Source organism: Avibacterium sp. 20-126 (assembly GCF_044358625.1).
In the GTDB taxonomy this organism is placed as follows: Bacteria; Pseudomonadota; Gammaproteobacteria; order Enterobacterales; family Pasteurellaceae; genus Avibacterium.
Genome location: NZ_CP091457.1, coordinates 1,619,982 through 1,632,848, shown reverse-complemented (window position 1 = coordinate 1,632,848; position 12,867 = coordinate 1,619,982). Strand labels below are relative to the sequence as shown.

At 34.3% G+C, this 12,867-nt stretch carries 8 protein-coding genes; 3 read left to right on the top strand and 5 right to left on the bottom strand.

Annotated features, from left to right (window positions below):
* Positions 1-244 precede the first annotated feature (244 nt).
* The 3 genes from L4F91_RS07570 to mobH all read left to right on the top strand — a co-directional run bounded on the left by L4F91_RS07570 (position 245) and on the right by mobH (position 3,420).
* The gene (locus L4F91_RS07570; RefSeq protein ID WP_265754913.1) at positions 245-478 is read left to right on the top strand and encodes a hypothetical protein; all 234 of its coding nucleotides are present in this window, start codon (positions 245-247) and stop codon (positions 476-478) included.
* Positions 479-631: 153 nt separating this feature from the next.
* Entirely contained in the window at positions 632-1,396 is a 765-nt protein-coding gene (locus L4F91_RS07565) for an Abi family protein (RefSeq protein WP_265754912.1), read from the top strand.
* Between the two features lie 104 nt (positions 1,397-1,500).
* Positions 1,501-3,420, top strand: coding sequence for a MobH family relaxase (gene mobH, locus L4F91_RS07560; RefSeq protein ID WP_265754911.1), 1,920 nt, complete (start codon positions 1,501-1,503; stop codon positions 3,418-3,420).
* Positions 3,421-3,466: 46 nt separating this feature from the next.
* Here the strand turns inward: mobH and L4F91_RS07555 are convergent, their stop codons facing one another.
* From L4F91_RS07555 to tssH, 5 genes are read right to left on the bottom strand one after another with little or no spacing between them, the layout of a single operon-like run.
* Positions 3,467-4,636, bottom strand: a complete 1,170-nt coding sequence (locus L4F91_RS07555) for a type VI secretion system ImpA family N-terminal domain-containing protein (protein WP_265754910.1) — start codon at positions 4,634-4,636, stop codon at positions 3,467-3,469.
* Positions 4,637-4,671: 35 nt separating this feature from the next.
* Positions 4,672-8,172: a type VI secretion system membrane subunit TssM gene (gene tssM / locus L4F91_RS07550; RefSeq protein WP_395895757.1), complete on the bottom strand. Its 3,501-nt coding sequence runs from the start codon at positions 8,170-8,172 to the stop codon at positions 4,672-4,674.
* 19 nt (positions 8,173-8,191) lie between these two features.
* A complete protein-coding gene (tssA, locus tag L4F91_RS07545; protein WP_265754908.1) occupies positions 8,192-9,580 on the bottom strand; it encodes a type VI secretion system protein TssA in 1,389 nt (462 codons plus the stop codon).
* Positions 9,581-9,607: 27 nt separating this feature from the next.
* Positions 9,608-10,273 carry a type VI secretion system-associated protein VasI gene (gene vasI, locus L4F91_RS07540; protein ID WP_265754907.1) on the bottom strand — a complete coding sequence of 222 codons (666 nt, stop codon included), beginning with the start codon at positions 10,271-10,273 and terminating at the stop codon, positions 9,608-9,610.
* A complete protein-coding gene (gene tssH, locus L4F91_RS07535; RefSeq protein ID WP_265754906.1) occupies positions 10,258-12,867 on the bottom strand; it encodes a type VI secretion system ATPase TssH in 2,610 nt (869 codons plus the stop codon). Before tssH ends, vasI begins: the two co-directional genes overlap by 16 nt.

Below are 12,867 nucleotides of genomic sequence, written 5' to 3'. Positions count from 1 at the left end.
TATACCTTCATTAAGGTCATTTTTTTATGACTCTGTTATTGAACCCCATTTTCGGTCTAAATGACGGAGGCATTTAATGGCTTTTTGCCAGTGTCATTGAGGTATACCCTAATTACAGTAGCTATTTTGCAAAATATCAGGAGATTTTAGGAGAATTAATTGTTTTGAAATTTCAGAGAATTTAGGAGAGGAAAAGTCATTTAGGATAAATATACTGGAACAGGAGGAATAAGATGACCTAAAAATGAAAATCTTGATTATCGTTATAACTCTTCTTTTTTCAAGTTGGGCCAACGCACAAATTCAAGCGGGCCAAATTTGCCACGCAGATCCCGAAGTGACAGAGTATAACTATGCGGGGGTATGGGAAAAATTTGAAGATGGTTGGATTTGTAATTATTGGCAGTTTTTATCAGAAGATGAATGGGAAGAAGTGATTATAGAGGAAGAAGGAGTGGAAGCAGAAATTGATGAATAAAAAGAAACCCCAATTTCATCAATTGGGGCTATCTCTTTTGCAAAGGGGGGTCCAGCTAATCAATGATCGCTATCTTCACAGTCCCTAAGTCTTCCTATATGCTATACTTCAATGACATCGTTGTCAATGTGTTAATTAATATGGTTTAAAATTATGGCATTTAAAATTAGTGAGCTTCACACTCTATTATCCCAAGCAAGAATAGAAACCTATCTATCTTACTTCAAAGATGAAGATGACCTTTCATTAAAAGATATGCAGGCATATGAACTCTATATTTGGAACATACAAATAAGTGGCGCACTTTTGGAAGTGATTAGCTTATATGAAGTAGCATTACGAAATGCCATTATTAATGCGCTAGAACCTAGTTATAGGGCACATAGTATTCTAAATGATAACTTTATTCGAGCATTAAAACCGGCAACAAGAGAAGAATTGCTCCGTATTGTAAATAAGTTGTCTTCACACAAAACCTATGAATTCCATTTCATCAATGGGCGCTTACAGCCATTAAGAATAGATACTAATGAGATTTCGCCAGGAAAAGTTGTAGCAGAGCTTAACTTTATATTTTGGGAAAATATGCTATCACGAACTCATCGAATGAGATGGATAAATCATTTTAATAAAGCATTCCCTAATGTTTGTATTTCCTCCCCTGATGAACGTGATTTAATAGTGAATGAGATACATAACATAACAAGCCGAGTGCGTTATCTAAGGAATAGAATTTGTCACCATGAGCCAATTTTCGATGAAAGTAAAATCGATCTTATCAACGTATTTAATAATATAAAACAGGTGTTATGGTACATTTCGCCTAAAACGGCAGATATATTGAAGCAACTTGAGCGTATAAGTCAAACAATCGCACGAAAACCCCAAAAAGGAAAAGGCATAAGGGAAATCCCCTAAGGGATTTAAGGGTAACCTTTCCAAGGGGAAAGGTCTTACCCGAAAAGGCCAAAGGGCTAAATGGCCTTTTCTTTCATTACTCATATTTTTTGCGAGATACCTTAATGTTTAAATCACTGACACAGCTTTTTAAATCAAAACCACATACATCTAAAATTACAAAAGATAACGCAGCCCCAAAGCAGAATATAGATGGTTGGATCAGGCCTTATTCTGCTCAAGAATTACTTAATACAGAATTGCGGCAGCGTTATCTTGGCTTGCTGTGGCAACAAGTCTCAATGACAAGGGAAATGTTTGAACATTTGTATCAAAAACCCATTGAACGTTATGCCGAGATGGTTCAGCTATTGCCAGCCTCAGAATCACATCATCACGCTCATTTAGGCGGGATGCTAGACCACGGTTTAGAAGTCATTTCTTTTGCGGCTAAATTACGCCAAAACTATGTTCTGCCATTAAATGCAGCCCCAGAGGAACAAGCAAAACAAAAAGATGCTTGGACCGCAGCAGTGATTTATTTAGCCTTAGTCCACGATGTAGGTAAATCCATCGTTGATATTGAAATGCAGTTACAAGATGGGAAACGTTGGTACGCTTGGAATGGCATACCAACATTGCCTTACAAATTTAGATACATTAAGCAGAGAGATTATGAACTTCACCCTGTATTAGGGGGATTTATTGCAAATCAATTAATTGCTAAGGAAACTTTCGATTGGTTGGCAACCTATCCAGAGGTATTTTCTGCGTTAACGTACGCAATGGCAGGACATTATGATAAAGCCAGCGTATTAGCTGAAATTGTGCAAAAAGCAGATCAAAACAGTGTTGCTCTTGCTCTTGGCGGTGATATTACTAAACTTCTCCAAAAACCAGTAATTTCCTTTGCAAAACAACTTGTTTTAGCCTTACGTTATTTAGTTTCACAAAAATTTAAAATCAGTGCTAAAGGTCCAGGAGATGGTTGGCTTACCGAAGAAGGGTTATGGCTAATGAGTAAAACTGCGGCAGATCAAATTCGAGCTTATTTGATAGGACAGGGGATTAGTGCGCCGAATGATAATCGTAAACTGTTTGATGAAATGCAAGCTCATCAAGTTATTGAAAGTACGTCAGAAGGTACGGCGATTTGGTATTGTCAGTTAAAGGCAGATGCAGGTTGGAAACCAAAAGATAAGTTTAGCTTGTTACGTATTAAACCTGAGGTAATTTGGGATAATGTTGATGATCGCCCTGAATTATTTGCTGGAACAATCCGTGTTGTAGAAAAGGAAAATGAGGAAGAAGAAAATACATCGAATACAATAAATGCTGTTGCAGATACTGCACCTATAAATAAAAAAGGAAATACAGAGACTACCTCAAACTTACAAGAGAACGATGCCGAACCTCAATCAATTAATTCATCTCAGAATATTGATGCAACACTAGAAAATAATGATGAGAATAGTGTTGATTTTTTACTAAATATGTTCACACCTAATAGCAATAATAAGCAACAAGTTGAGAATATATCTTCTGAGAATTCTGAAACTGAGGCAGCAATGACATTAAAATCTGAGTCAGCGGATTTAGATACTTGTATCACTGTTGAAACGGAGACTGTTGTTGTATCTTCAGCAGATAAAAATAAGCATTTCAAATCCGAAGGGCAGAAATTTGTAGATTGGCTAAAAGATAAACTGCTAAATAATAAACTCACCTTTAATGATCGTACGGCAAAAGTTCATATTGTTAATGATTGTTTATTTATTGTTAGCCCAAGTTCTTTTGAACTATATTTACAAGAAAAAGGGGAGCCTTATAATGAAGAATGTGTAAATAATTTACAATATGAATTTCAAGCATTAGGCTTGCATAGAAAACGAATAATCAAGGATGACACGACTAATTTTTGGCGTTGTAAGGTGATTGGACCTAAAAAATCGTCATTCTTAACAGGTTATCTTGTCCCGAATACCAAATTATTTTTTGGTGATAAAATCTTAATAAATAATAGATACCTATCATTAGATGACTAGATACTTCTAGGTTTATCTAAAAAATATAATTTAATATGTATCTAAATCATTTAATATTTTGGTTGTCTTGACGTATTCTATAATAATATACTAATAAACCTATTAACTTTTCTTCAAGTGATGTTTGTAGCATATAATCTTGAGGTGTAAGACTGTACTGGTAAAGCTGTTGCTCAATCGGTGGATTTATATTTATAGTGCGCTCCATATCATAAAGTGCTGTTTTTAATTGAGAAATTGTTATTCCTTTTTTTTCTTGTTCTGCTGTAATTAGCTCTTTTTGTAATTGTGTTATTTTCTGTTTCAGTTGATTTTTTGCCAACTCTTTTTGAATGTATTCTACATATTTAACAATGTTTTCTTGTTGGTTTAATTGATACTGTAATTCAATATTCATTGAGTCAATTGTTAAGATACCTGGTGAACTATGTGGTATAGGTTGAAAGTTCTCACTTTTTTGTTGTAGATAAAAATAACTAACTAGAAAGGATAGTATAACACCTATGCAAAAACTACTTAGAAGGCTAATGTAGCGTCTATTATTTTTAGGTGGAGAAAAACTATGAGTTGCTTCTATCACTGGGGCATTGGGATGTTCATAGTTTATTATCTTTTGTGCTATAGAGGGAGTTTTTTGAATTTCTTTTTTAACGTTTATGTTCTTTTTCTCTTCTATATGAAAATTATTATCCCGCTCTCTTTCTATTTTCAGTTTCTCTTGTAATAAGTTTAATGTATTAGTCAGATTACAAGATGTATTTGTATGTAGACTAATTTGATTTAGTATTTCTGTAAGGTGATTTTTTAGCCTGTAGAGCTCTTTTGAGGTTTTATCATCAATATTTATACTTAAGATTAAAGGACTAATATGTTTATTTAACCAGTTTAAGATATTTATCCTAGCCTGAATTCCATCAGGCCAGAATGTAGACCAGTGATTACTCATTAAAGTAGCCATAATGCTTAGATTTTGATTTATTTGTGTAATAGTGGGATCTAAATAAGCTTTGGCAACGGTATAATAGCAAAGCGTTTGTAGATCCATACCATTTTGGTTAAATATACCATAGGATAAATTAGCAACTTTTCTCCAGTCAATACGTTTTTCTGGACGACTGAGAAAGTTGATTTGCTCCCTAATTTTTAAATAAGCATCTGTATTAGAAGGGTTTTTGCCTACTTGGATTTCCGTAATGTGTTTATCCATATTTTTCATATCTATTCTTTAAAATAAAGCATTTAAAAAGCATACTAATATAATGTTTCAGGTAATTTGAATAGTTTAAATAGTTCCTTAGAAAATGGATTGTCTGAGGCATCAATATGTACTCTATAAGTAGCATATCCTCCATCAACATCATAGCGAATATCAAATGATCCTTCTTTTTCATTACTTATTTTTCCAGTAGTAAGTAATTTCATTTGTGCCCAAGGTCCTTTGAAGATTAAACTACGTGGAGCATTACTTGATGTTGGAACGAGTGTCAGCTTACTTTCTACATTCGCATTCATTGAATTTGGCCAGACAATATTTGTTTGTTTTTTTAAGCCATGTGAATAATCAATAATTTGACCATCAAGATTTAATACACTACGTCTTTTATTTGCTGAAATATTGATGGGCTCAATGGTAAATTGAATACCAATTCCATTTCCTGTATTAAAGAACGTATCTCTAATTTCTTGAGCTAGCATTAATTGCTCAACGACATCATTCCTAATTAATGGTGAGTGATCCTCTGATAATTCTGTTAGGTCGCTTTCGATAAATGGTTTTAAATTATGTTGATAAAATTCATCCAAAATCCCATTAGGGGCAAAAAAACGGGTGAATTCACTTAGTGGAACCTCTTGTGCGCTATCAGAAAAAGGATAACGCCCATCTATATAGGTTTTATATAGTTTTACCACTTTATTGTTCCATTCAACTTCTAATGAAACAATAGCTGATTTTAATACTGCACGCCAAGAATATTCCGCAAGTTGTCCTAACCAACGAGAAACTGGTTGAGGCTGTGTTTTTGCTAATTGCTGCAGTTCTAGAATAGGATCAGATGAGCGCTGATCTATTCTTAATTTTACTGCTTGTAATGCAGCTTTTCCAGAATCTGGTGCATTATGGATGGATAGAAGATAGCGATGTAGATCAGATAGCTTCTGATAAATATCTTGCAATGCACTATTTTTGTTTTCTGCATCGTTTAAGACTGATTTTTCTTCAGCAAAACTATGATCTATCTGCGACATTAATCGATACTCTAGCGTATTTATTGCTTCTTGCAATTCCTTTCCTTCTTTATCTGGTAATATAGGCGGTAGCGTATTTTCGCTTAAAATAACCAAGGCTCGCTTAATTGTTTGTTCTCCGCCTGTTATTTTTTCAATTGCACTTATTGCTTCTTCCAGGTTAGCAAAATCCCTAATATCTAAATTATTTAGCGCAGATCGCCAAGTGGAAATATAATCATTCACATATTGTTCTGAAATACGCTCGCTAATACGTTGTCGATCTGCGTCGCTGTATTCCATATTTTCTTTAAGATTTAATACCCAACTATCCATTGCTATTAAATCAATTAAATGCTCATTTTGTTTAACAAAATAATTTTTTAGTCCATGTTCTGTAAAGAATCTAGGGATCTTCAATAATTGCTCATTATTTGCCATATACACTGTATCAAAACCTGAGCCTATTTCATCCCTATAATTCAAAGGAGCCGCAAGCACAGTGTTTGCTTTTATTTTTAAGTTTTGGTAAACCCGATCGTAAATTGAGAGACGAGCTAATTCGATTTGAGCATCCTTTATCGATAAATCATAGGGTTGATAAGCCTCAATGAGAATCTCATCTCCGTTTAATCGACCGTTAAACCAGTTAGTATGTTGCAATGCATAATCTAGATGTAACATTAGATTATCTTGTAATCCTTTTTGTCCTGGAAATTCATTACTCCAGTAATTACGCATAAACTCTTTGACAAAACGGTTATCTCTACCGGTTTTATCATCAAGCATACGCATTACCCTTAGAATTTCTAATTTTTCTTCACTTTCTGCTGGCGCATTATTGAGTTCGATTAGTAAACCACTCATAATGGCTGGAATAAACCTTAATTGAAGAAGCCTTAAATAAGTGCTTTCTACATAGGGGCCAATATCGTTACCTTGATATAGTCCCATATCCTTAAAAATATAAGATTTATCGTGATAATTGCCGTAAGATAATGTGGCTTCTCGGATTGGGTTAAGTAGTGGTAATTGTTTATCTCCAAAATGATCTTGCTCAGAGGAAATAGGGATCGCTTTAAACTCTTTTACTTGTTCAAGTACATTGATACCAGCCTGATAGTTTTTATAATAGAAGTAATGCCAGCTTCCTAATAAAGCTAATGCAAGAATACCACTTGAGAAACAAAATGTTTTTATGTAAGAGCGATATTGCTTTATCCAGCCTTGGCTTTCTTGTGCGAGATTTGGATAGCTAAAAATAACTTGCTCAAAGAGTTCATTACAAAAATAAGGTTGAGTATTTTTTACTCCCCATATTGGGTAGGTTTGTCTACCAAGGTGATATTGTTCCGATGCAGACTGTACAAAAATGTCATCTATTTTCCCTTTTTGAGTTGCAGATGTCAGATAAACCCCTTTTAGAAAATGAAATGAACGACTTTTATTCGTCATTAAACTTTCCAGAAAGGGAATGCATATATCCATTGCTGTTGCTAATTGTCTTACATAGCTAAAAAGTTGGCTACGTTTTTCAGAAGTCGTTTGATAGAGTAAGGAAGGGAGTAGAGCATTCATTTGAGAAATCCAGTGATTCCAAAAATGCTCTAACTCTATTTTCCAATTTTCACCGTGTTGACTAAAGCTAATACCTAATGCAGCATCTTTTTGTTCTTTATTTAATGTATGGTAAATACTATCAAAGCCGTGCAATATATCTAGTTTTGTCATAATCAGGTAGATGGGCAATGCTCCCTGAGTCATCTCAAAAATATCTTGCAAACGCTGAGATAATAGCTTTACATACATTTCTTTCTGAGCTTTGTCTGACACTAATAATCTATGTATATCGATAGTAAGAATGATGCCATTTAATGGTTGTCTTGCTCTTTGTTCGGCAATTTGGTGTAATAAATTACTCCACAATTTTTTATATAATTTGGGTTTTTCTTCAATATTATCGAGCTGTTCTATGAGATTGTGATTAGGGTTTATTACTACGGCTTGTTTATTAGTAAATATCGAGAAATTTACTTGCTGCTCACCCTCTTCATCATTATATAATTTAGTAAAATTTCCACCTTCTTGCAGTAATGTAGTTTTTCCGCTATCTTCAATCCCTAATATAAGATACCATGGCAGGAAATAGGCATAGTCTTGTTGGTTTATATGTCTTTTGAATTGATTAATCCAATGGTCAAAATATCGACGTTGTGCATCTATTTCAGGTTTTATAGATTGATACTTTTGTTGTTTATCTTCTTGTTGACGTGCTTCAAGTGTTCTTAATCTTTGGATTACTTTCCAAGTAATAAAACTTATTGCAATAATAATTAATATAGCTGTTGTTAGCCATCTTGAAGTTAAACTTGATAGTGGTTTATATTCACCTAAAGCAAAGTGTTCTCCTTTTAGCCAGATGAAGATTAATAATGCAAACCACCCTATAATACATAGCACAATTCCTGAACTTCTAATTTTCGTTAAAAGTGGTTTAAATGTTGTTAATGCTAATGGTAATTTCATTTTTATAAACCTTATATTTCTAATTTCTATCTAATTTTTGTTTAAGTGTACTATATAAACTATCTTCCCATTCTTTTACAGAAAGATTTTCTATGGATTTATAAATAGAAAAATAATGTTGTTTGGCTAGCTCATTGAAGCCTTTCTCTTCTAGTAGTTGAGCTAAGAAAATTTGATCATAAAACTTGTCTTTTAAATCTGTATGTTTCTTTCTATTCAAGGATCCAAGTGCAATTTCAATATCTTCATTATATAAATCATCAGTAGATGTTCCATTAACCTGAAGCGCAGATGTATTATCATTTATATACAAATTATCCTCAGATAGCCATTGTAGCAAACGTTCAGAGCAGAAAGCTGTTCCATCGCTAAAATACAATTCTTTTAATTGAGGTAAACGTTCTAAAAATTCATTTACGGAATCTCTAATAGCATTTGCTATTTCATCATAGCCCAATGAAATAGCTATCATCGCAGATAAATAATGTCCTTCAAACCAGTAAGGCGAAACAGTGAGACTATGTTCGATATCTTTCCATAATGCAATATCTGCATTTGCTATTGATGACTCATAATAGGCGATTCGATCTGCTGAAGGTGGAGATAAAGGCGTTTTATTTTCTTCAGCTAAAGGAATTGTAGTAATGTTATTCCAAATTGCATAGCGTCTGAGTAAATAACCTAAAGGTTGGGATATTTCACGATCTAATAAATATTCTACCACCTTAAACAAGGTATTTTTCCAGGCTCTCTCATTGCTTGCATCCACTTCTATAGGGTCAATAATAGAATTATTTGATGGCGTAGAGGAGCCAAACGTTTGTTTTTGTGATTTCGGTGGTTGTTTCTGTTCGGGATCTTTAGGAGTAATGGTAATTTCTCGATCTACAGCGTAACGAGAAAGTAAATCCATCAATGTCGTAGCCAGTTTGTTATCTTGCCAATATTGATGAAGTTTATTTAATAGTTGAAGTGCAACTTCTTGTTCTATTCGGGAGGCAGATTGCTTGAAGTTGTTAGCAGCATTTTCAAAACGTTTACAGATTTGTACTGTTAAACGATATTTCTTTAGTTCAGAAGATGGCGGTGCGTTTTCCCAATATAGCTCGACATAATCACTCAATAATTGCAGAGCAAGTAATACCTCTAAAACACCACCAGAATGCTGTAGCGTTCGTAATAAATGGGCTAAGATTCTTAAATCTTTACTTTCGTTAGAGAGTAGAGAAAGGGCCGTTTTTTGAACGTTATCAATATCCAATAGTTCATGTTCTAGAGAGCCTAGCTTAACCATTTCGCCATCTAAATATTCCCAGTCTAGATTTTGTTCTGAGATTTCTTGCTCAATCGGCGAACTAATAGGAGAAGCTATTAACTGACGCCAAGGATGTTGTTCTAAGTAATCCATAGTGTTGCTCAACGTTATAAAATTTATTTACCAGTGACAAGCTGTTCGTAGCGGCTTAATTTCATTAGCCAATTCTTTGATGTTGAAGATCAAATCAGAAAATTCTTTATGTTTAGCTTGTATTTTTAATGTATCTGCATTAAATAATTTTTGTATTTCTTTGATCCCATCTAAACCACGGCTAGACTCGAGTAAAAAATAGTTTTCACGAACAAACCATTGTGTTGAGAATGTCGAATTTTCTGTTGTCAATATCACTGAAATACTATTCTTTTTATTGATAGGAGCCGGTAGAGCTACTTGTAATCGAGTGATATTATCAATACAACTAAACATAAGAATTGGTCTATTTGAACGATACCCTAAAGCGGGTGTTGTTAATAGTATTGTTGGATTAGTATCTCCGTGTTCAGTTAAGATAAAATGGGTAGTATTCGTTTCGCGTTTTGCTTCCTGCTGATTTGCTCGAGTCCAAGCCTCTCCTTTGGGGGAGTTTGAGTTTTGCTCCCCAGTTTCTTGACCAATAGAGATAGAATCGTAGCATTCTATTCGTTCTAACACAGATTGAACCGCACGGCATTTTTTTATGTCTTTTAATAGGGAAAGCTCTAAATTTTCTCCCTTTTCACTGGCGTGTATAGCAAGCGGGAGAAATAGAATTCCGATCACGTATAAAATTAGCTTAAATTGCATTCTTTGTCTCCAATTTTTGCAATAAACGTATGGTTATCAACGATAAAGTGGATATGATCTATGTTTTCCTTATTTGCTAATGCCTGTAAAAGTAATAATGAAATTGGAGGTAATAGTTGGCCATCTATAATTGATTCAAGAACTCTAGCTCCATTTTCAGATCTACTTGCACGAGATAAAATTTCCTCTTTCACTTCTTCTGAGATAGTCACTTTTGCACTAAAACGCTCAGTGAGTAGGTTAACGAGCTTATTGAGTTTTCCATTTACAATGGTCAATAGCGTTTCTTTATTCAATGGTAAATAAGGAACGATTTCCATTCTTGCCAAAAGAGCTGGTTTGAAGAAATTTGCTAGTTCAGGATAAAGCTTATCCGTTATCACTTCAGGCGTTTCGGCATTCTCTACAATAGTTTGGTAGCCTAAATTTGATGTTAGAAAGAATACAATATTTTTACAATCAATTAATCTACCTTCTCCATCGGCAAGCTCCCCCTTATCAAAAGCTTGATAAAAAAGGTTTAGTACGTCAGGGTGCGCTTTCTCGACTTCATCTAGTAAGACAACGGAATAAGGTTTGCGTCTAATTGCTTCGGTAAGTATTCCTCCCTCGCCATAACCAACATAGCCAGGAGGCGAGCCAATCAAGCGAGAAACAGTATGCTTTTCTTGAAATTCAGACATATTGATTGTCGTTAGATACTGTTTCCCTCCAAATAATAAATCTGCAATTTGTATTACTGTTTCTGTTTTACCGACACCACTTGGACCTACTAATAAGAATGAGCCTAGCGGGCGTCCTAATCTACGCAAATCAGCTCTTGCAGTAAGTAAATGTTTATATAGGTGGTGAATTGCAAGATCCTGACCTTTTATTTCTTGGGTTAAAAATTGAGGTAGATGGGTAATTGTATTCAATTCATCTTGTGATAATTTGTCTAATGGGACTCCGGTCCATTCTGCAATAACACTTTCAATCTGCTGTTTCGTCACTTGAGGTGCAACAAGAATTTGTGTTTCTTGTAATTTTGATAAACGAGAGGATAAATGTTTTAACTTATTGATATTTGATCTTTTATTCGCAACATCATTATTTAAAAGAGCCTCTCTTAATTTTATAATCTGGTTTACGCAATCTTTTTGCTTTTCCCATTGTTTAGATAAGGCATCCTTTTGCTTCTGTATATGATTGTATTGTTTATTTAATTGCGTTAAACGAACATTATTTTGGCTAAATCCTATTGAAATTTCACGCTCTAATAGCTCAATTTCTAATTTTATCTGTGATAATTGATTCTGAAATAAGGCTAGTTGTTTTGGCGGAGAAGTGAAATTAATAGCCACCCTAGCACAAGCTGTATCTAGTACATCAATGGCTTTGTCTGGTAATTGCCTGCCTGTTAGGTAACGTTCACTCAATTGAGCTGCGGCAATAAGCGCTTCCTCTTCAATCAATACATTATGGGCGGTTTCATAAATATTTTGTAACCCCCTTAAGATCACTATAGATTCTTCAACATTTGGCTCATCAACCTTGACTAATTGGAATCTACGAGAAAGTGCGGCATCTTTTTCAAAATATTTTTTGTATTCACTCCAGGTAGTTGCAGCAATAGTTTTTAATTCTCCTCGAGCAAGTGCGGGCTTCAATAAATTGGATACATCTAACCCACCTTGTTGATTACCTGCACCAATTAATGTATGAGCTTCATCTATAAAAAGAATTATTGGTTTTGGTGAATGACTAACTTCATACATAATACCTTTAAAACGTTTTTCGAACTCACCTTTTACAGATGCACCAGCTTGCATAGCTCCGAGATCTAATGTCATCAACTCGGTATCTTTCATATTTTCAGGGACATTTCCTTCCACAATACGTAAGGCAAGCCCCTCAACTAATGCGCTTTTACCAACGCCAGCTTCTCCAACGATGATCGGATTATTTTTTCTACGACGACAAAGTATATCAATCATTAAGTTAATTTCGTCATCTCGGCATAAGACAGGATCTAATTTATTTTCTCTTGCTAATGCGGTCACATTCTGTGCATATTTATTAAGAAGCTGATGTTCAGTTTCATAGTTATTTCTATTTTGCTCTCTTTCGAAAGTATCGCTTTCACTAGAGCCAGATGTAATTTGCTCAAATTGTTGCTTTAATAAATCACGATTGATATTAACTAAGATATTCGATACTTTGGGTAATAAGTAACGTTGTGGTGTTGCAAGTAAAGTTAATAAAATAGCGCCACTTCTAAGGACTTTTTGATTAAGTTCAGTGGTTGTTAGCAACCAGGCATCTTGTAATAAATCTACTAATAATGGTGAGAAACTAGGGTAGTTCCCCTCAACTAAAGATGGAGTTTGAGGTAATGTTTCTTGGAGCTGTTCTGACAGTGTATCTACGTCGATGTCAAAATGAGAAAGTATTTTTCTTATATCACAAAGTGGGGTTTTTATTGCTTGTAATAACAGATTAGGTACCAAAATTTCTGTTTGGTTTTCTGACATACATTGTGCAGCAGTACTTTCCATAATGGATTTAGTAACTGGAGAGAGTTTGGCAATAAGGCTGGATAATTCTACTTTCAT

Excerpts from the sequence above, each read along its gene's own strand:
- L4F91_RS07555 (WP_265754910.1), bottom strand. The coding sequence starts at position 4,636 with ATGAAAAATATGGATAAACACATTACGGAAATCCAAGTAGGCAAAAAC.
- tssH (WP_265754906.1), bottom strand. The coding sequence starts at position 12,867 with ATGAAAGTAGAATTATCCAGCCTTATTGCCAAACTCTCTCCAGTTACT.
- L4F91_RS07570 (WP_265754913.1), top strand. The coding sequence starts at position 245 with ATGAAAATCTTGATTATCGTTATAACTCTTCTTTTTTCAAGTTGGGCC.
- tssM (WP_395895757.1), bottom strand. The coding sequence starts at position 8,172 with ATGAAATTACCATTAGCATTAACAACATTTAAACCACTTTTAACGAAA.
- tssA (WP_265754908.1), bottom strand. The coding sequence starts at position 9,580 with ATGGATTACTTAGAACAACATCCTTGGCGTCAGTTAATAGCTTCTCCT.
- mobH (WP_265754911.1), top strand. The coding sequence starts at position 1,501 with ATGTTTAAATCACTGACACAGCTTTTTAAATCAAAACCACATACATCT.
- L4F91_RS07565 (WP_265754912.1), top strand. The coding sequence starts at position 632 with ATGGCATTTAAAATTAGTGAGCTTCACACTCTATTATCCCAAGCAAGA.
- vasI (WP_265754907.1), bottom strand. The coding sequence starts at position 10,273 with ATGCAATTTAAGCTAATTTTATACGTGATCGGAATTCTATTTCTCCCG.